Consider the following 18,508-nt stretch of genomic DNA (forward strand, 5'->3'; position numbering starts at 1 on the left):
TCCGCCGTCAGTCAGTGAAGATCGACTTCTTCTGGTTCTCGATGGACGACGTCAGCCCGTCGATGTCCTTCGGGTTCTTGATGAACTGCTGGATCGCCGGGATCATCACCGTGGAGGCGAAGTCCGGCCGGGTGTCCCGGTCGAGGAACTGGGCGATCTCGGTGGCCGACCCGACCAGCTCCGCGGCCTTCTTCTGCAGCGCCGTGTAGCCGCCGACGTCCGCGCCGCTGTTGGCGACGAGGACGGCCGGGTCGTTCTTGAGGTTGATGTCCGCAGCGGCCTTGCCACCGAAGTACTCGAGCAGCTTGCGGGCGTTGTCCTCGTTCTTGGGCTTGCGGGCCATCATGTAGCCGTCGATCGGGGCGTCCAGCGCCTTCGCGCCGATGGCCGGGTCGATCTCCGGGAAGGTGAAGAAGTCGAGGTCGTCCTGCTCGTCGTTGCTGAACTGCTGACCGACGAAGAGGCCCAGCAGGTACATGCCGCTCTTCTTCTGCTGCAACGACTGCGCGGCCTCCTGCCAGGTGCGGCCGAGGCTGTCCGGCTGGTGCAGGGGGAGCAGACCGGCCCAGGTGTCGAAGACCTTCTTGACCTTGTCGGAGGTCCAGGCCTCCTTGCCGGCCATCAGGTCGACGTGGAACTGGTAGCCGTTGATGCGCAGGTTGAGGATGTCGAAGGTGCCCATCGCCGGCCAGCCGTCCTTGTCGGCGAAGGCGATCGGGGTGAGGCCGTCCTTCTTCATCTGCGCGCCGAGCGCGGTGAACTGGTCCAGCGTGGTGGGCACCTGGTAGCCGTGCTGCTGCCAGACCGACTTGCGGTAGAAGACCGCCCACGGGTAGTACGTCCCCGGCACGAAGTACTGCTTGCCGTCGTCCCCGGTGGACGCCTTCTTGAACGCGTCGGAGTAGCCGGAGATCTTGCCCCACACGTCGCTGATGTCGCTGGCCAGGCCCTTGGCGGCGAAGAAGCGCATCCGGTAGCCGGCGAACCAGGTGAAGACGTCGTCCGGCTTGCCCTGCAGGTAGTTGTTGATGTTCTCCTGGAACGTGTTGTGGTCGACCGTGTTGGTCGCGACCTGGACGCCGGACGAGGTCTTGAACCCGTCGGTGATCTTGGCGAGGACGTCCTTGGGCTTCGGGTCGGACTGGTTGGAGCCGAGTGAGACGTCCTTACTGGACCCGCCGGAGCCGGAGTCGTCGCCGCAGCCGGCGAGCAGACCGGTGCTGAGCAGCGCGCCCGTGCCGGCCGCACCGGCCAGCAGTGACCGTCGGTTGATGCCGGCCACGGAGGGCGGTACGAGCCGGGCCAGGTATTCGGCTTGCGATCGGGGACGGGACATCGGTGCCTCCTGCGGATGAAGAGGTGCTACGTCCAACGGGTCGGGTGTGGTGAGGAGCGGTGCAGCCTGGCAAAGACGCATCGTGATCCACCGAGAATCCACATTGGTGAACACGATCGGCCAGTTGGGGCCTCAAGCTACCTCTCCATAGGCCGCTGTCAAGAGGTACTTTCGCCTCTGATAACCCAGTCGTGATCCGGCTGTTACGAGGTAAACGTTGGAAAAGAAGTCGATGTTGGAACCTGTTGACTTCGGTGGATGGCGGGTGCACCCTCACCTGTCATGCGGCGATGGCAGGGCGAGGGCATCTACTTCGGCGGCGACTACAACCCCGAGCAGTGGCCCGAGCAGACCTGGTCGGAGGACGTCGAGCTGATGCGACGGGCCGGGGTCAACCTGGTCTCCGTCGGCATCTTCTCCTGGGCACGCCTGGAACCCCACCCCGGACGGTTCGAGTTCGGCTGGCTGGACCGGGTGCTCGACCTGCTGCACGACGGCGGCATCCAGGTCGACCTGGCCACCGCCACCGCCAGTCCACCGCCCTGGCTGTCCCGCGCGCACCCGGAGACGCTGCCCCGACGGGCCGACGGCGCGATCCTCTGGCCGGGCGGACGGCAGGCGTACTGCCCCAGCTCCCCGGTGTTCCGCGAGCGCTCCCTGGAGCTGGTGCGCGCGGTCGCCGGCCGGTACGCCGAGCACCCCGCCGTCGTCATGTGGCACGTCTCCAACGAGCTGGGCTGCCACAACGTGCATTGCTACTGCGACGTCAGCGCCGAGGCGTTCCGGGGGTGGCTGCGCGAGCGCTACGGCGACCTGGACCGGCTCAACGACGCGTGGGGCACCGCGTTCTGGAGCCAGCGCTACGGCGACTGGGCCGAGATCAATCCGCCGCGCACCGCGCCGACGTTCGCCAATCCGACGCAGCAGCTCGACTTCCTGCGCTTCTCCTCCGACGAGCAGCGCGCCCAACTCCGCGCCGAACGCGAGACGCTCAGGACGCTGGTCCGCCAACCGGTCACCACCAATTTCATGATCGGCATGGCCAAGCACATGGACTACCACTCCTGGGCCGGCGACGTGGACCTCGTCTCCAACGACCACTACCTGAACGCCGCCGACCCCCGGGCCCACCTCGGGTTGGCGCTCGCCGCCGACCACACCCGGGGCGTCGCCGGTGGCGAGCCCTGGCTGCTGATGGAGCACTCCACCAGCGCGGTCAACTGGCAGCCGCGCAACGTCGCGAAGCTCCCCGGCCAGCTTCGCCGCAACAGCCTGGCCCACGTCGCCCGGGGCGCCGACGGGGTGCTGTTCTTCCAGTGGCGTGCGTCCCGGGCCGGCGCCGAGAAGTTCCACTCCGCGCTGGTGCCGCACGCCGGCCCGGACACCAAGGTGTTCCGCGAGGTCTGCCAGCTCGGCGCGGACCTCAAGGCCCTCGCCGAGGTACGCGGCAGCCGGGTCGACGCCGAGGTGGCGATCCTGTTCGACTTCGAAGCGTGGTGGGCGGTCGAGTTGGACTCCCACCCGAGCGTCGACGTCACGTACGCCGACCGCCTCAACGCGTTGTACGGCGCGCTGTGGCGGGCCGGCGTGACCGCCGACATCGTCCACCCGTCGAGCGACCTCAGCGGTTACCGACTGGTCCTGGCGCCCACCCTCTACCTCGTCCGGGACGCCGACGTCGAGGCGCTGCGCCGATTCGCCGAGGCCGGCGGCACGGTTGCGGTCACCTACTTCAGCGGCATCGTCGACGAGAACGACCACATCCGTCTCGGCGGTTACCCCGGCGCGTTCCGCGACCTGCTCGGCGTCCACACCGAGGAGTTCTTCCCCCTGCGCGAGGACGAGCGCGTCGAACTCGACGACGGCGGCGCTGCCGACGTGTGGACCGAGTGGCTGCACGCCGACGACGCCGAGGTGCTGGCGTCGTACACCGATGGGCCCCTGCCGGGCGTGCCGGCGCTCACGCGGCGGCCGGTCGGCGCGGGCGTCGCGTGGTACGTCGGCGCCCGGCTCGACGAGCCGGCCACCGACCGGCTGGTCTCCCGGCTGCTCGACGAGGCCGGCGTCCGTCCGGCGGCGCAGGCGCCGACCGGCGTGGAGGTGGTACGACGCCGCGACGGCGAGCGGACCTGGCTGTTCGCGATCAACCACACGTCGTCGGACGTACGGATCTCGGCGACCGGTGTCGAGCTGTTGACCGGCACGCGGTGTGCGGGTGAGTTGACCGTGCCGGCCGGCGAGGTGGCCGTGGTCCGTGAGGACCGGTCGTAGCGTGGTCGACGGCCACGGTGCGAAGGAGGTTCCCCAGATGCTGGCCCAGCAGCGGCAGAGCGCCATCCTCGACCTGATCCGCCAGCGCGGTGGGGTGCGGGTGAGCCACCTGGTCAGCCGCTTCGGCGTGTCCGACATGACGATCCGGCGCGACCTGGAGGTGCTGGCCGAGCGCGGTCTGGTGGACAAGGTCCACGGTGGCGCGACGCTCGCCGGGCCCGGCTCGGCCGACGAGCCCGGCTTCGCCGCGAAGTCCATCCGCCAGCAGGCGGAGAAGCGGGCCATCGCCGAGCGGGCGGCCACGATGGTGGAGCCGGGGATGGCCATCGCGCTGTCCGCCGGTACGACCACCGCCGCGCTGGCCACCCTGCTGTCCGACGTGCATGGGCTGACCGTGGTGACCAACTCGATCCCGGTGGCCGACGCGCTCTACCAGAATCCGCGCGCCGACCAGACCGTCGTCCTGACCGGCGGCATCCGTACCCCGTCCGACGCGCTGACCGGCCCGGTCGCCGAGGCGGCGATCAGCGCGCTCAACGTCGACCTGCTCTTCCTGGGGGTGCACGGCCTCAGCCCGCGCACCGGCTTCACCACCCCGAACCTGCTGGAGGCCGGCGTCAACCGGTGCCTCATCGGGGCCGCCCGCCGGCTGGTGGTGCTCGCCGACCACACCAAGTGGGAGACGATCGGCATCGCCACCATCGCCCCGCTGGAGGCCGCCGACGTCCTGATCACCGATCCTGGCCTGCCCGCGGAGGCGCGCACCACCATCGGCGAGCAGGTCGGCGAACTCGTCGTCGTGGAGCCCGGCTAGCGCGAGTGTGTTCACCAGGTTGGCGCGGGGCCGTGCGGTGGGGTGGGCGTCCAGTCCTGATCGTCAACTGTCGGGCCAACGGGCGGAGGAGCCGGCACCATGCTCGGCAGTCAGACGGTGAATCCCGGCGAATATCTGCTCTCGGACAGCGTCTGGCGAGAGGGTGACACCCGCCGGTACGTCGAGGGTGGTTGCGATGCCGTCTTCCTCGCCTTCGACAGTGATACCGGTCGGACGCTCGACCTGAGTTTCCTGCGCGACCTGCCCAATCTGCGCCGGGTCGCGATCGAGGGTCCGTTACGTGATGACACGCTGGTATTCGAACTGGAGGATCTTCTCGGTCTGTCGTTGCTGACGCGGTCCAAGAAGGCGGCCCGGCTTGATCTGACGCCGAAGCTGGACACGCTCGTGCTGTCGGAGCGGCCGGGCCTGGAGACGATCGGCGCGCTGTCGGCCCTGCAACACCTGACGATCGACCGGTACGCCGGCTCGGACCTGACCCTGCTCGGGGCCAAGTCCGAGCTGGTGTACCTGAGGATCGAAGGGCGCAAGGCTGCCCTGTCCCTGCACGGTGTCGAAGAAGCGCACCAGCTACGGCAGCTCGAAGTGGTCGATGCCGCCGTGGATTCCCTGGAGCCGTTGGCCCGCCTGGTCGAACTGCAGGAGGTTGTGGTCCGACCCAACGCGAGGTCGGCGCCGGTCGAGCCGCTGCGGCTCGATCCGGTGGCTGGTCTTCCGAACCTGCACACCCTGCGTCTCGGCGCGATCGCGTCGGCGTCGCCCCTCGCCGCCGCGTCCGGTCTGCGGCGGCTCGTGGTCGGTACGGTGCTCGACGGTGACCTGCGTCCCCTGATCGATCTGCCCGACCACGTGGTGGTCACGGTCCTGGACAACGCCGCCCAGGACCGTGAGGTGCAGCGGTCCCGTGCCCGACCGACACCCTAGGGATCGTCGGTAGGTAGGCAGGACCCGTGGTGATCGGCCCGCCGCGCACAGCGGCGGCGATCCGGCAGGATCCGGTCACAGAAGACCCAGTGTCGTACGTCTTGAGCGTCCTCGGCCGACACCGTGGTCCCGGCGACGTCGACCTGCGGAATCGAGGCCAGCGACCGAGCGAGCCTCCGGGCCAACTCCAGCGCCTCGGCCAGTTCGGCGACCGCCACCGGCAGGTGGATCACGTGGCCGGGCGGCGGTTCGGCCGCCTCGGTGAACGCCAGCACGGCGTCCCGAGGGAGCGGTACGAAGATCCGGTCCGGTGGGATCACCACTGCCGCCCCTCGGGCCAGGCGCCCTGCCGGGCCCGCAGCGCCCGCTTGACCCGCGCGTTCTCCTCGCTGAGCAGCGCCAGATCGTGGTGCAGCGCGGTCAGGTCGAGCGCGACGCGGTGCAGGAACCGACGTACCTCCCGAGGGTCGAGCCCTCGCCGGCCGAAGCCCACGGTGGCGAACTGATGGTCGCGCACGTGCCGCGGATGCAGCCGGCCACCGTCGTAGAGCGAGCCTCTGGTCATCGGTCACCTCTGCTGTCGTCGGTTCATGGACGCGTCGGGGTCGCGGGAGCGTCCTTCTTCGTGGTAGGTATTCGTGCAAGTCGGTTCGGAGCCGGGATCACGTCATCCCGACGCTCTAGTTGAGACCCGACGAGAGCCGGTATGCGACTGCCACTCGCGAGGCCGTCTCTCGTCACCTTCTCGGCTGTTGGCACAGCCGCGGTTGCCGTGTTTGCACCGGGCTTCCCCGGGGGCCGGCGATCACCCTCACCCGCAGGCCACGTTTCCAGTGGCCTCGGTCTTGGTGCAACGACACCAACGAAATTCGTCATGAGGGACGTCAAGAGAGGGGACCCATGCCCGCCAGGCGTGAATCGTTCGTCCAGACATTGCGTGCCCAGTGGCTCGGCCAGCAGATGCGACAGTTGCGGGAGCAACGCGGCATCACTCTGAAGCAGGCGGCCGAGTTCCTGGAACGAGACTTCTCGTCCATCGCCCGCTGGGAACGCGCCGAGTGGCCGTTTCGACGGGGAGTCGTCGAAACGCTTCTCGATCTCTACGGCGAGCACGACGGGCGCGAGCGCAACCGCTTCCTCCAACTAGCCGAGGACGCCTGGCGGACCGACCGTTGGGACGACGACTACGACGAGTTGGTCGACGCCTCATTCATCGACTTTCCCTGGTTGGAGAGCAGAGCGGAGCGCATCTGCTCGTGGGACGCCTTTCTCATGCCGGGGCTCATGCAGACGGCGGCCTACGCGGAAGCGGTGATCCGTAACGCCGAGGGGGAGCAGGCATCGGATTTCTCAGTGCGCAAGTGGCTGCAATTGAGAGTCGACCGTCAGCGTGTGCTCAGGCGCGATCCCGCCCTCCAGGCGGCGGCCATCATCGACGAAAGCGTTCTTCGCCGACCGGTCGGTAGCCCTGCCGTGATGCGCGGCCAACTACAACACCTCGTCGAGCTGATGCGGCGGCAGAACATCGACGTCCGCGTGCTGCCATCACGGGTCGGCCTACACGCCGGGCTCGACGGCTCATTCGTCCTCTTCGGAATGCCCAAGCCCTATCCCGAGGTGGCCTACGCCGAGACTCTGGGTGGGCGCCGATTCATGGAATCTCCGAAGTCGAGACGCTACGCGCTTGCGTACCATCGCCTTCAGGATGTCGCGCTCGATCAGCGCGAGGCGGCCGAGCTGATCGCGAAGATCACGGAGGAACTGCCATGAACGAAGCCCTACCGGCCGTGGCCTGGCACATCAGCACGCGGAGCAACAGTAACGGCGGGAGCTGCGTCGAGGCGGGGCCTGTTCTCGATGGCTCCGGGCGGGTGGCGGTGCGCGACAGCAAGGACCGCGCGGCGGCGACCCTCGTCTACGGCGTCGGCGGCTGGACCGCCTTCGTCAACGGGGTCAAGGACGGCACTTTCCCGCGCACCGGTCGGTGATCGACCCCGACATCGCCGATGTCGGGGTGTCCCGGTCGGGTTGATACCCCCACATCGCCGATGTCGGGGTGTCCCGGTCGGAAGTCGGTGGCGGCATCCGGTGGCCGGCGGGCACCATCGTGGCCGTGGAAGCGCGCGAGGTGGCGGACCTGTTCGACCAGGCGGTGCAGAGGCTGCGGCGCACCGTCGAGGACGGCGAATCCGACGACGGGTCGGACCTGCTCCGGCAGTTGGTCGTCGATCATGGACTTGTGGTGCCCGATTCGGTGACGAACCGGCGTTTGGTCCCCCACCACAACTCCATGATCGACGATGCGGGGCGGGCGGGGCCAGGGTGGAGCGGCTCGGGTGGGGCCGCCGTTCGGCTGGCCGTTGGCCGGCTCGCCGATCCGGATCGCGTGGTGCGCGCGGCGGCGTGCGACCTGCTCGGCTTCGCGAGCGCCGTGCACGGGGATGACCTGCGCGCGGTCGCCGCGACGGCCCTGATCACGCTGGCCGCCACCGAGGCCGATCCCGAGGTGCACTGGTCGATCGCGCGCGCGTTGGGTGCGACCTGCGACCCGCGCGCGCTGCCGACCCTGGTCAGCCTCGCGCACAGTCCCGACAGCGACGTACGGTTCCAGGTCGCCGCCGCGGTGCCGATGGTGCTCGACGACCCGCCGGCCGAGGCCGGCGAGGCGGTGTTGATCGACCTCTGCGCCGACCCCGACGCGAGGGTGCGGGAGTGGGCCACCTTCGGGCTCGGCTGGCTGAGCACCGCGGACGGTAACGCCGTCCGGCGGGCACTGTGGGACCGCACGCGCGACGTCGACCCGGAGGTACGCGCGGAAGGCGCCCGCGGACTGGCCCGGCGGCGGGACGCACGGGCACTTCCACTGGTACGCGAGCTGCTCGCCCAGGACGAGGTCCACAACTTCACCATCAAGGCTGCCGCCTACCTCGGCGACCCGTCACTGTTGCCACTGCTGGCCGGCTTCGACCCGGACGCCGACCACGTCGCCGAGGCCCTGCGTGAGTGCGATCCGCAGCGACGCGACCGGCGCAACGACCTGGCCTGGCGGCTACTGCTCGCCGTGCACTCGCGTCGGCCCGACTGGGCGGTCACCGTCGCGGGCGAGCGGTGCGACCTCGACCTTCAGCTCGACATCGCCGATGGTGCCGACCGCTCGGCGTACTGGTGTGTCGACGGGTTGCTCCGGCGGGCCGGCGACGATCCCGAGCGCGCGGCCGAGCTGGCGATCGCGGACCTGACCCCGGCCCGAGCCGCGGCGGAGCGCTGATCAACTCCACATCGCCGATAACGGGGTGTCCGGGTCGGGTCGATAGCCCGACTTCGGCGATGTCGGGGTCGATCACGCGCAAGCGGTCGATGCGCTCACAGCCACCTCACAGGGGGTCTGGATAGGGTGCGCGGTGAGTCAACGTCCGACTCCATGGTGGAGCGGTCGGCTGTCGCACAGGAGTTCCGATGGTCTTCAAGAAGATGTTGAGCGCGTTCGGTGTGGGTGGTCCCAGCGTGGACACTGTGCTGGCCAACCCCAACACCCGGCCCGGCCTGACCCTCGACGGGGAGGTCAGAATCGTCGGTGGTGACAACCCGGCGGCCATCGAGCAGGTGGTGATCGGCCTGGTCACCCGCGTCGAGGTCGAGGGCCACGACACGGAGTACGCCGGCACCATGGAGTTCCACCGGATGGCCGTCAGCGGTGCGTTCCAGCTCGCGCCCAAGCAGGAGTTGTCGATCCCGTTCCAGCTCCCGGTGCCGTGGGAGACCCCGATCACCGACGTGTACGGCCAGCGCCTGCACGGCATGACGATGGGCCTGCGGACCGAGTTGTCGGTGGCCCGCGCGGTCGACAAGACCGACCTGGACCACGTTGCGGTGCACCCGTTGCCGGTGCACGAGCGGATCCTGGAGGCGTTCCAGCGGCTGGGTTTCCGGTTCAAGACCGCTGACCTGGAGCGCGGCCACATCCGGGGCGTGCAGCAGACGCTGCCGTTCTACCAGGAGATCGAATTCTTCGCCTCGCCGCAGTACGCGGGCACGATCAACGAGGTCGAGGTGACCTTCGTGACCAGCCAGCGTGGTGTCGAGGTGATCCTGGAGTGCGACAAGCGCGGCGGCTTCCTCAGCGCCGGGCACGACGCGTTCGGGCGCTACCAGGTGTCCCACGCCGACGTCGACCGGGTCGACTGGGCGCAGGTCGTCGACGGTTGGCTGCGCGAGACCACGTCCCGCTACGGCAGCCTGCGCTCCCAGTACGGCCACGGTTCCGGCTACGGCCACGGCCACGGTCACGGCCGGGGCGGCATGGGTGTGGGCGGCATGGTGGCCGGCGCGGCGCTCGGTGTCGCTGGCGGCATGGTCGCCGGCGAGATGATCGAGGACGCCTTCGAGGGCGACTTCGGCGACTTCGGCGGCGACGAGTAACGCGATCCGCAGACGACGGTGGCCTCCGGGAGAACTCTCCCGGAGGCCACCGTTTTCACGTACGACGGGTCAGCGCCCGCGCATGCTCCGCTCCCGGCCGGACCGGCGCTCGGAGCCGGCCTTCGACAGGCCCCGGCTGACCAGGTAACCACCGGTCAGGATGCTCAGGAACAGCCACGTCTGGCTCGGGTTGTTGATGTTCAACCCGTTGGCGGTGCTGCCCTTCCAGAACGCGGCGATCACGAGGAGCGCGACGGCGGCGGCGTAGACCCAGAATTCCGTCGTCAGGAACGCCTGCTTGGTCTCCGTACCCGGCGACGGCATCGGCTCTCGGTGCCCGTCACGCATTGCCGGCATCTGCTGCGTGTCCCGCATCATGGCGGGGTTCTGCGGGTCGTTCATGGGCCGGTTCATCGGCCGGGTGGAAGCAGCCTGCGTGCTCATCTGGTCCTCCTCAGGATGCGATGAGTCGTACCTGCCTACCCTCGCCCCGCTACCGCGTTTCGGCCACGGCACGGTTCGCTTGCACGGCGGGGACGCCCACCGACTACCCGAGGCCGCCGACCAGGTAACACTCCCTGGCCCGGAAAAGAATCGACGACGCGCTGCCGCGCCCGCATCACGCCCGGTCGCGAGAAGTGTCCGTTTCCAAGGCGTACGAGTGCTGCGGGTTTCGTCCACGGGAGGTCGGGCACGCAGTCGGTTCCACAGCTTCTGTGAGGTGATGGACGTGCGTGAGGACGACATGCGGCAGGAGGCCGCCCGCCAGGCCGAGAACCGGATCGCCGGCGGCGTGTACGGCGAGGGCGCCCTCGACGAGGTGACGGTGCCCCCCACCGACGTGGAGTCCCAACTCCAACGTGACGACCCGCTCGACCCGGCGCAGGAACGGGTCGACCCGCGGGTGCTGCACGACGGCGGCCCGGTCGGCGGGCAGGGCGCGGTGACGACCACCGGTGGCACCGCCGGGCCGGCGAGCGCGCGCCGGGTGGCCCGCCAGCCGGAGCGACACCCCGGCAAGGTGGCGCCGACGACCACCGGCGACGCCACCACCGGCGGCCTGAGCACGCCGACCGGCGGCAGCACCAGCGACCAGTCCACCTCGGCGACCGGTCCGGGCAAGTCCATCCGGGACCGCTCGACCGACCGGCGGTGATCCCACCCGTGCCCCCGCCGACCAGCCGGTCAGCGGGGGCACGTCGGGTGTCGGGTCAGCCGCCGGGGCGCAGGACGCCCAGACGCTGGGTGGCCCGGGTGAGCGCCACATACAGGTCGCTGCGCCCGCGCGGCGACTCGGCCACCATCCGGTCCGGGTCGACGACCAGCACCGAGTCGAACTCCAACCCCTTCGCCTGGGCGACGGTCAGCACGACCACCCGGCTCTCCAGCTCCGGGTTTTCGCCCACCGTGGCCTCAGGCAGCGCGGCGGTCAGCGCCGCGCCGAGCGCGTCGACCCGGCTGGCCGGCACGATGACGCCGACCCGGCCCTCGGCCAGCCAGGCGGCCTCGCGGGTCACCGCCGACACCAACTCGGCGGGTAGCTGCCCGTCGGGCACTGCCCGGTCCCACGGGGGTACGCCGCTCTCCCGCACCGAGCGGGGTGGCCGCAGCGCCGGGTCGATCTCGGTGAGCACCTCGGCGGCGACCGCCATGATCTCGGCCGGCGTGCGGTAGCTGACCGTCAGTTCGGTCAGTCGCCACCGCTGCGCCACGTACGGGGCGAGGGCGTCGGCCCAGGAGGGCGTTCCGGCGAGCGCGCCGGTCTGCGCCACGTCCCCGACGATCGTCATGGACCGGCTCGGGCAGCGGCGCATCAGCAGCCGCCACGCCATCGGCGACAACTCCTGTGCCTCGTCCACGATGATGTGGCCGAACGCCCACGTGCGGTCGGCGGCGGCGCGCTGCGCGGTGGTCAGCCGGTCGGCCTCCTCCTGCCGTTCCAGCAGCCGATCCGCGTCGATGAGGTCGGTGACGCCGAGGATCTCACCGCCCTCGGCCTCGTCCTCCACGTCGATCGACCGGGAGCCCCGGGCGATCTCCAGCACACCCTCGGCGTACTCCCGCTCCATCAGGCGGATGCGCTCGCGCCGGGCGGCGGCGGCCCGCTCGTCCTCGCCGAGCAGCTCGGCCGCCTCGTCCAGCAGCGGCACGTCGGCGGGCGTCCAGCCGCCCGGGTCGCGGCGCAGCAGCGCCCGCTCGTCGTCGGTGAGCATCGGCGCGGCGGCGGCGATCCGGTCCGGGTCCGCGTACAGGTCCGCGAGCAGTCGCTGCGGGGTGAGCACCGGCCACAACCGGTCGAGTACGGCCTGGATCTCCGTCTCCTCGCGCAGCTCCCGACGGATCTCGGCGCGGTCGGCCTCGTCGAGCAGGTTGTCGCCGCCCAGCGGGTCGGCGCCGATCCGCTCGGCCACCTGGTCGGCGAGCGCGTGCACGATCTCCACGTCGAACAGCGCCCGCGCCAGGTTGTGCGGACGGTCGGTGCGGCGTACCCGATCCCGCGCGACGCGCACGGTCTCCGGATCGAGGGTCAGCACCTCGCGCTCCACCTCGATCTCCAGCGGCTCGTCCGGCACCCACTGCCGGTCCCGCACGGCGAGGGCCAGCACCTCGGCGAGTACGGCGCGGCCCTTGAGCGCTGCGGCCTGGGCCGGCTCGGCGCGCTGGGCGCTCACTCCGGGGAACAGGTCGCCCTGGGTACGCAGCAGCACGCCCGTCTCGGCCAGCGTGGGAAGCACCTGGGAGATGTAGCGCAGGAACGTCGCGTTCGGCCCGACCAGCAGCACGCCACGGCTGGACAGCTCGCGTCGGTGTGTGTAGAGCAGGTACGCCGCCCGGTGCAGCGCGACCGCGGTCTTGCCGGTGCCGGGGCCGCCCTGGACCACCAGCACGCCGGGCAGGTCGGCGCGGATGATCCGGTCCTGCTCGGCCTGGATGGTCTCCACGATGTCGCGCATCCGGCCCGTCCGACCGGCGTTGAGCGCGGCCAGCAGGGACGCCTCGCCGGTCAGCTCCTCGTGCCCGCCGGGGGAGGCGCTGTCGATGTCGAGGACCTCGTCGTTGAGCCCGGTCACCTTGCGCTGGCGGGTACGCAGGTGTCGGCGACGGCGTACGCCCTGGGGGTTGGCGGCGGTGGCGAGGTAGAACGGCCGCGCGGCCGGGGCCCGCCAGTCCATCAACAGCGGGTCGTAGTCGCCACTGGTGTCGAAGATCCCGATCCGGCCGATGTAGCGGCGGGAGTCGTCGTCGCCGTCGAGCCGCCCGAAGCAGAGGCCATTCTCCACGGCGGAGAACTGCTCGACCTGGTCGGCGTACATGGCCACGGAGCTGTCGCGCTGGGAGCGGTCCTGCAGGGTGCCGCCGGTGTTGCGCAGCTCGGCGGTGAGCCGGTGGGCGGCCTGCTCACGCAACCCGTCCAGACGGTCGTAGAGCATCGAGACGTACTCCTGCTCGCGGCCGATCTCGTCGTCGAGCGGCAATTCACCGGTACCGCCGGAGTGCCTTGACAAGCCGTCTCCCTAAACGTTAGAATCCAATGCTAGAACGGCATTTAATGCCGTTCTTTTTTGTGCCCTCGAATTGTCGAAGATAGCGCGGCGGGCCCGCTGTCACCAAGCCGACGGGGCCGATGCGGGTCACACAGGTACGCCGGGCCGACCGTGTGGTCGACCCGGCGTAGGGAGTGTGCGGAGATCAGCCGCGCGCCACCTGGTAGAGCCGCTGGGGCGTGACCGCTCCGGCGAGCACCCGCCCGTCGTCGGTGAGCAGCACGCTGAACAGCTTGCCGGTGAGCAGCCGCCCGCTGCCCCAGTCGCCGCTGACCGCCGGCAGGCCACCGAGCAGCTTCGACAGGTCGGCGTCCGGCGCGGCGTCGGCCGGCTTCTGGCCCGGGGCGGCGTTGGCCGGCTTCTGGCCCGCGGCGGCGTCGAGGCGGGCGACCAGGACGGTGGTCCAGCCGTCGCCGACCGTCCGCACCTGGGGGTCCTTACCCGGCGCGACGTGTGCCGGCCGGCCGGCGGTCGGCCGCTCGGCGGTCTCCTCGGTGACGCTCACCCCGGGAGGCGGGTTGAAGGCGAACTGGTCGGCGTCGGGGCGGCGGTAGTCGACCTGGGTGAACGCCATCTCGAAGGCCGGCTGGTCGCTGCCGGAGGCGAGCACCTCGAAGCGCAGCGGCACGTGCTGCTTCGCGTCGATGGCGATCCGGAGCTGGTGCACCAGCGAGTCACGGTCACGCGGCGCGAGCACCAGCTCGTAGGCGTCCCGCCCGGCGACGGTGGCCGAGCGGCCGACGCTGACCTCGGTGCTCGGATCGATCGCGCTCAACGCCAGGTCGGCGGCCTCCCGGGGAGTGGCCGGCAGGCTCGGCGTCACCTCGGGCTTCGCGGCGCCCTTCGAGTCGCCCAGGGCGCGGTGGCGGGCGGTGTTGCCGCTGCTCTCCCAGGTCCACACGTCCCGACCGTTGCGGATGATGTCCCGCTGGCCGAGCGTGTCCACCAGCGCGACGCGCTGCCGATCCGGGCCGGAGTACCACACCCGCAGGGTGTGTGTGCCGCTGAGCAGGGCAGTCAGGTCGTTGCCGGGCACCAGCCCGACGAGCGGCGGCAGGCCGAGGTCGGCGCGTTGCACGACCGTGCCGGACAACCCCTCCAGGGAGGAGGTCTGGAGGTCCACCAGGAGCTGGGCGGCGGTACGCGGCGGCAGGCTCGGCTCGGCCTCGGCGGCGAACGTGCCGACGGCGGCGCCGCCACCGATGACGGCGACGCCGGCGGCCACCGGGACCAGCCACCGCAGGACGGGACGACTTCTCAGGATCGACATGGTGCACACCTCCTGCCCGACATCCTGCCCGGTCGGCGCTGTGAACGCGCTGAGGACGCCGAACCGCGAGTTGTGACCCGGGTGGCACCCTTGAGGTGTGCGGTTGTTGGTGGTGGAGGACGAGGCCCGGCTGGCGGCTGCCCTGCAACGCGGTCTGCAGGCCGAGGGGTTCGCGGTCGACGTGGCGGCGACCGGCCCCGAAGGCCTGGACGCGGCACGCCACGGTGGGTACGACGCGATGATCCTCGACGTCATGCTGCCCGGCCTCTCCGGCTACGAGGTGGTGCGCCGGCTGCGCGCCGAGCAGCACTGGTTGCCGGTGCTGATGCTGTCCGCCAAGGACGGCGAGTACGACCAGGCCGACGGCCTGGACTGCGGCGCCGACGACTACCTGACCAAGCCCTTCTCGTACGTGGTGCTGCTGGCCCGCCTGCGGGCGCTGCTGCGCCGGGGAGCGCCGGAGCGCCCCGCCGTGCTGGCGGTCGGCGACCTGCGGCTCGATCCGGCCCGTCGGCGGGTGACCCGGGCCGACGCCGAGGTGACGTTGACGGCGCGCGAGTACGCCCTGCTGGACTATCTGATGCGCCGCCCCGGCCAGGTCATTTCCAAGATCGAGCTACTGGACCACGTGTGGGACGCCAGCCTGGAGACGGCGCCCAACGTGGTCGAGGTGTACGTCGGCTACCTGCGTCGCAAGCTCGGCCGGGATCGGCTGGAGACCATCCGGGGCGCCGGCTACCGGCTGGCGACGTGACCTCCGCCGGCCCGCCGCGCGGCTGGTCGCCCCGTCGGGGCCTGCACGGCCTGGGGCTGCGGGGCCGCCTCCTGGCGCTCGGCGTGTTCGGCCTCACCATCGGTCTCGCCCTCGGCGGGGTGGTGCTGCTCGGCGCGCTCCGTTTCGTGCTCCAACGCAACGTGGACACCGAGGCGTTCCGGACCGCCGACGCGGTCGCCCTGCTCGCCGCCGAGAACGCGCTGCCCGACCCGCTGCCGGTGGCTGGCGGGCAGGTCCGGGTCCAGGTGATCGACGCGCAGGGGCGGGTCCGGGCGGCCTCGATCGACGCGGACCGGCTGGTCCCGATGGCCCGCCCCGAGTGGTTGGACGCCGGCCACCGTCAACGCCTGGACGTTCCCGCCGAGCGGGTCGGGCTTCGCGGACCGGTCCGGGTGGTCGCCGTACCCGCCGGCACGTCGGCCGATCCGCTCACCGTGCTGGTCGCCCGCTCGATGGCCGATGTGCGGCAGAGCACGCACGTGGTGCGGACCATCCTGCTGGTGGCGTTCCCGCTGCTGGTGGTGGTCCTGGCCGGGGTGGCGTGGCGGGTGGTCGGCGCGACGTTGCGTCCGGTGGAGGCCCTGCGACGCGGCGCCGAGGAGATCACCGGTCGGGCCGGCGCCGGTCGACTTCCGGTGCCCGCCTCCGCCGACGAGATCCACCGGCTGGCGGTGACCCTGAACGGGATGCTGGGCCGGTTGGAGTCGGCCCGAGCCCGGCAGCGGGCCTTCGTCTCCGATGCCGCGCACGAGCTGCGGAGCCCGCTGGCCAACATCCGGACCGAGTTGGAGGTGGCCCAGCGGCTCGCCGACCGGACGGACTGGACGGCGGTGACCGCCAACCTGCTCGCCGACACCGAGCGGTTGAGCCGGCTGGTCGACGACCTGCTGCTGCTGGCCCGCCTGGACGAGATGCCGGCGTCGCGGGGCACCGGCCCGGTCGATCTGGCGGCGCTGGTGGGCGAGGTCGCCGCCCGGTATCCGTCGCCGCCGGTGCGGGTGGAGCCGTCGCCGGGCCCGCTGTGGACGGCCGGGAACGAGGCCGAGCTACGGCGGGTGCTGGCCAACCTCGTCGACAACGCGGTCCGGCACGCGCGGAGCAGCGTCGTCCTCGCGGTCGAGCCGCACGAGACCGCGTACCACCTGGTGACGGTGACCGACGACGGCCCGGGGATCGCGGCGGCCGACCGCGGCCGCGTCTTCGACCGGTTCACGAGGTTGGACGACGGCCGGGGCCGCGACCACGGCGGCGCCGGCCTCGGCCTCGCCATCGTGTGGGAGCTGGTCCGCCGCGCGGGCGGCACCATCACCCTGGCCGACGCCGACGGCCCGCACGGCCTACGGGTACGCCTGCTGCTCCCGGCGACGCCGGCACCGACCGTTGCCCGACCCTGAGTACGGCGGACGTCAGCGGCGGCGGGTGCAGACCTGGTTGGCGCTCGCCACGGTGTCGGTGGACCAGACGACCGCGACGGTGAAGCAGTAGTCGTTGGCGCGGTTCAGCGCGTACACGATGTAGCTGTCGGTGCCGGCGGGCAGCGTGGCGATCGCGGTCTTCTCCTGCCCGGCCCGGCCGGCGGAGACGATGACCGGCCCCTCACCGCCGGCCGGGTACGTCCAGCGCAGGGCGATGTTGTCCCGGTTGTCGCGCAGCGACACCGTGCCGGGCGGGGTGCCCGGCACGGCGGCCGGCGCGGTCGTGCCGGTGGTCGGGGCGCCGGTGGTCGGGGGCGCGGCCGTGCCGCTCGGGCCGGCGCTCGGTGCCGGCCCGGACTTCGGGTCGTCGCCGACGCGGGCCACGCCGGCGATCACCGCCGCCGTGCCCAGCAGCACCACGACCACGCCGGCCACCAGCACCGGCACCAGTTTGTTGCGTGCCGCTGCCGGCGCCCGGTGCACGGGCACCGGCAGCAGCCGCGACGGCGTGTACGGCGTCAGCGACGCCGACGGTCGGTCCGGTTCGGCCGACGCGCCGGGTCGGTACAGCCGGTACACGCCGGACGACTCTTCGGTGCCGCCCGTGAACCCGGCCACCGACGGGGGCACCGGCGCGGCGGTGGGCTGCGGGACGGGATCGTCCGCCGGGTCCGGCGGCCAGCGGAAGTTCGGTTCGTCGGTTGGCGGCCAGCGGACCTCCGACGATCCCTCCGGCTCGTCGGCCGGCGGCCAGCGGAAGTCGGGGGAGCCGTCCGGCTCGTCGGCCGGTACCCGCGGGTTCGGTACCGGGCCGCCGCTGGAGACTCCGGAACCAGCCAGGCCCTCGTCGGTACGGCCGGCGGGAGCAGCGGCCTGCGGGGCCGGCGGGTAGTAGGCGGCATCGAGCGGCGGATCGGGCTGCGGCGGCGGCGTGCGCGCGGCCGGCACCACCGGTGCGTCCCGGACGGCGGACGTGTCGTCGGCGCAGACGTGGTCGGGGTTGGCGGCTGCCCGGGCCAGGGCCGCCACCTGCAGGGCCAGCGGATCGTCGGTGCTCAGATGCTGCCGGCACAGCTCGCGGGCCAGCGCGAGGTTGTCGTGCGCCTCGGCGAACTGCCCACAGTCGCGCTGCATCGAGCCGAGCCGGGCCAACATCTTGATGCCGCTGGGGTGGCCGTCGCCGTACACCTCGCGGTGCAGCTCCCAGGCGTCCTGGAGACGGTCGCGGGCGACCGTGCACTGGCCCCGGGCGTACTCGACGGTGGCCAGGTCGGCGTGTGCGGCCAGCACCCGCAGTGACTCGGGACCGTCCTGCGCGGTCAGCTCGATGATCACGTCCTGGTACAGCCGGGCGGCCCGGGAGTGACTGCCCACCCGGTGCAGCACGGCGGCCAGGGTCGCGGCGGCGGCCACCGTGCGGGGGTCGGAGCGGCCGTGCAACCGGGTCGTGGCCGCGTACGCGAAGGCGGCCCAGCCACGGGCGGAGTGGGGCTCGCCGAGGGCGACGAGCACCCGCGCCTGCAGGCTGGCCGCCTCGGCCAGCTCCGGCGTGGCGTTGGCCGGGCGGGGGTCGGCGTCGGTGAGCGCGTCGGAGAGCAGCCGTTGGGCACCGGCGATGTCGCCAGCGGACACGAGGTGGTGCGCCTGGTCAGTCAACTCGTCGAAGCCGGAGGACACGCCCCATCGTGCTCATCCGACGACGGTAAGTACAAGACCCG

At 71.5% G+C, this 18,508-nt stretch carries 17 protein-coding genes; 10 read left to right on the forward strand and 7 right to left on the reverse strand.

Annotation, left to right across the window (positions count from 1 at the left end; translation table 11 throughout):
- Positions 1-7: 7 nt before the first annotated feature.
- Positions 8-1,336, reverse strand: a complete 1,329-nt coding sequence (locus AB0B55_RS08980; RefSeq protein WP_357123080.1) for an ABC transporter substrate-binding protein — start codon at positions 1,334-1,336, stop codon at positions 8-10.
- A 282-nt stretch (positions 1,337-1,618) separates the two neighbouring features.
- On the opposite strand from AB0B55_RS08980, the gene AB0B55_RS08985 reads away from it, so the two are divergent.
- The 3 genes from AB0B55_RS08985 to AB0B55_RS08995 all read left to right on the forward strand — a co-directional run bounded on the left by AB0B55_RS08985 (position 1,619) and on the right by AB0B55_RS08995 (position 5,366).
- Positions 1,619-3,607, forward strand: a complete 1,989-nt coding sequence (locus tag AB0B55_RS08985; protein WP_357171339.1) for a beta-galactosidase — start codon at positions 1,619-1,621, stop codon at positions 3,605-3,607.
- 37 nt (positions 3,608-3,644) lie between these two features.
- Positions 3,645-4,421, forward strand: coding sequence for a DeoR/GlpR family DNA-binding transcription regulator (locus tag AB0B55_RS08990; protein WP_357123401.1), 777 nt, complete (start codon positions 3,645-3,647; stop codon positions 4,419-4,421).
- A 99-nt stretch (positions 4,422-4,520) separates the two neighbouring features.
- Complete coding sequence (locus AB0B55_RS08995) at positions 4,521-5,366, forward strand: hypothetical protein (protein ID WP_357171341.1); 846 nt, start codon at positions 4,521-4,523, stop codon at positions 5,364-5,366.
- Here AB0B55_RS08995 and AB0B55_RS09000 read toward each other — a convergent pair.
- Together AB0B55_RS09000 and AB0B55_RS09005 are read right to left on the reverse strand one after the other, a co-directional pair.
- Entirely contained in the window at positions 5,363-5,599 is a 237-nt protein-coding gene (locus AB0B55_RS09000; RefSeq protein WP_357171585.1) for a hypothetical protein, read from the reverse strand. The two genes, AB0B55_RS08995 and AB0B55_RS09000, sit on opposite strands and share 4 nt — an antisense overlap.
- 83 nt (positions 5,600-5,682) lie before the next feature.
- Complete coding sequence (locus tag AB0B55_RS09005; protein WP_357123089.1) at positions 5,683-5,931, reverse strand: DivIVA domain-containing protein; 249 nt, start codon at positions 5,929-5,931, stop codon at positions 5,683-5,685.
- A 335-nt stretch (positions 5,932-6,266) separates the two neighbouring features.
- Between AB0B55_RS09005 and AB0B55_RS09010 the strand changes: the two genes are divergently transcribed.
- The 4 genes from AB0B55_RS09010 to AB0B55_RS09025 all read left to right on the forward strand — a co-directional run bounded on the left by AB0B55_RS09010 (position 6,267) and on the right by AB0B55_RS09025 (position 9,785).
- Positions 6,267-7,136, forward strand: a complete 870-nt coding sequence (locus tag AB0B55_RS09010; RefSeq protein ID WP_357171343.1) for a helix-turn-helix transcriptional regulator — start codon at positions 6,267-6,269, stop codon at positions 7,134-7,136.
- Positions 7,133-7,354 carry a DUF397 domain-containing protein gene (locus AB0B55_RS09015; RefSeq protein ID WP_357171345.1) on the forward strand — a complete coding sequence of 74 codons (222 nt, stop codon included), beginning with the start codon at positions 7,133-7,135 and terminating at the stop codon, positions 7,352-7,354. The genes AB0B55_RS09010 and AB0B55_RS09015 overlap by 4 nt, the downstream gene beginning before the upstream one ends.
- Before the next feature lie 125 nt (positions 7,355-7,479).
- On the forward strand, positions 7,480-8,634 hold the full coding sequence (locus AB0B55_RS09020; RefSeq protein WP_357171347.1) for a HEAT repeat domain-containing protein: 1,155 nt from the start codon (positions 7,480-7,482) through the stop codon (positions 8,632-8,634).
- Positions 8,635-8,822: 188 nt separating this feature from the next.
- The gene (locus AB0B55_RS09025) at positions 8,823-9,785 is read left to right on the forward strand and encodes a sporulation protein (protein ID WP_357171349.1); all 963 of its coding nucleotides are present in this window, start codon (positions 8,823-8,825) and stop codon (positions 9,783-9,785) included.
- Positions 9,786-9,854: 69 nt separating this feature from the next.
- Here AB0B55_RS09025 and AB0B55_RS09030 read toward each other — a convergent pair whose 3' ends face one another.
- Positions 9,855-10,229 carry a hypothetical protein gene (locus AB0B55_RS09030; protein WP_357171352.1) on the reverse strand — a complete coding sequence of 125 codons (375 nt, stop codon included), beginning with the start codon at positions 10,227-10,229 and terminating at the stop codon, positions 9,855-9,857.
- Positions 10,230-10,515: 286 nt separating this feature from the next.
- Between AB0B55_RS09030 and AB0B55_RS09035 the strand changes: the two genes are divergently transcribed.
- Positions 10,516-10,941, forward strand: a complete 426-nt coding sequence (locus tag AB0B55_RS09035; RefSeq protein WP_357171354.1) for a hypothetical protein — start codon at positions 10,516-10,518, stop codon at positions 10,939-10,941.
- A gap of 55 nt (positions 10,942-10,996) precedes the next feature.
- Here the strand turns inward: AB0B55_RS09035 and AB0B55_RS09040 are convergent, their stop codons facing one another.
- Positions 10,997-13,216, reverse strand: a complete 2,220-nt coding sequence (locus AB0B55_RS09040) for an ATP-binding domain-containing protein (RefSeq protein WP_357171586.1) — start codon at positions 13,214-13,216, stop codon at positions 10,997-10,999.
- 259 nt (positions 13,217-13,475) lie between these two features.
- Positions 13,476-14,600 carry a sigma-E factor regulatory protein RseB domain-containing protein gene (locus tag AB0B55_RS09045; protein WP_357171356.1) on the reverse strand — a complete coding sequence of 375 codons (1,125 nt, stop codon included), beginning with the start codon at positions 14,598-14,600 and terminating at the stop codon, positions 13,476-13,478.
- A gap of 97 nt (positions 14,601-14,697) precedes the next feature.
- On the opposite strand from AB0B55_RS09045, the gene AB0B55_RS09050 reads away from it, so the two are divergent.
- Together AB0B55_RS09050 and AB0B55_RS09055 are read left to right on the forward strand one after the other, a co-directional pair.
- Entirely contained in the window at positions 14,698-15,354 is a 657-nt protein-coding gene (locus tag AB0B55_RS09050; RefSeq protein WP_355051822.1) for a response regulator transcription factor, read from the forward strand.
- A gap of 71 nt (positions 15,355-15,425) precedes the next feature.
- Entirely contained in the window at positions 15,426-16,769 is a 1,344-nt protein-coding gene (locus AB0B55_RS09055; protein ID WP_357123410.1) for an ATP-binding protein, read from the forward strand.
- Positions 16,770-16,781: 12 nt separating this feature from the next.
- Here AB0B55_RS09055 and AB0B55_RS09060 read toward each other — a convergent pair whose 3' ends face one another.
- Positions 16,782-18,467: a tetratricopeptide repeat protein gene (locus AB0B55_RS09060; protein ID WP_357123112.1), complete on the reverse strand. Its 1,686-nt coding sequence runs from the start codon at positions 18,465-18,467 to the stop codon at positions 16,782-16,784.
- Positions 18,468-18,508 lie beyond the last annotated feature (41 nt).

Source organism: Micromonospora sp. NPDC049107 (assembly GCF_040648595.1).
In the GTDB taxonomy this organism is placed as follows: Bacteria; Actinomycetota; Actinomycetes; order Mycobacteriales; family Micromonosporaceae; genus Micromonospora.

Excerpts from the sequence above, each read along its gene's own strand:
- AB0B55_RS08980 (WP_357123080.1), bottom strand. The coding sequence starts at position 1,336 with ATGTCCCGTCCCCGATCGCAAGCCGAATACCTGGCCCGGCTCGTACCG.
- AB0B55_RS09005 (WP_357123089.1), bottom strand. The coding sequence starts at position 5,931 with ATGACCAGAGGCTCGCTCTACGACGGTGGCCGGCTGCATCCGCGGCAC.
- AB0B55_RS09045 (WP_357171356.1), bottom strand. The coding sequence starts at position 14,600 with ATGTCGATCCTGAGAAGTCGTCCCGTCCTGCGGTGGCTGGTCCCGGTG.
- AB0B55_RS08985 (WP_357171339.1), top strand. The coding sequence starts at position 1,619 with ATGCGGCGATGGCAGGGCGAGGGCATCTACTTCGGCGGCGACTACAAC.
- AB0B55_RS08995 (WP_357171341.1), top strand. The coding sequence starts at position 4,521 with ATGCTCGGCAGTCAGACGGTGAATCCCGGCGAATATCTGCTCTCGGAC.
- AB0B55_RS08990 (WP_357123401.1), top strand. The coding sequence starts at position 3,645 with ATGCTGGCCCAGCAGCGGCAGAGCGCCATCCTCGACCTGATCCGCCAG.
- AB0B55_RS09030 (WP_357171352.1), bottom strand. The coding sequence starts at position 10,229 with ATGAGCACGCAGGCTGCTTCCACCCGGCCGATGAACCGGCCCATGAAC.
- AB0B55_RS09025 (WP_357171349.1), top strand. The coding sequence starts at position 8,823 with ATGGTCTTCAAGAAGATGTTGAGCGCGTTCGGTGTGGGTGGTCCCAGC.
- AB0B55_RS09015 (WP_357171345.1), top strand. The coding sequence starts at position 7,133 with ATGAACGAAGCCCTACCGGCCGTGGCCTGGCACATCAGCACGCGGAGC.
- AB0B55_RS09010 (WP_357171343.1), top strand. The coding sequence starts at position 6,267 with ATGCCCGCCAGGCGTGAATCGTTCGTCCAGACATTGCGTGCCCAGTGG.
- AB0B55_RS09040 (WP_357171586.1), bottom strand. The coding sequence starts at position 13,216 with ATGCTCTACGACCGTCTGGACGGGTTGCGTGAGCAGGCCGCCCACCGG.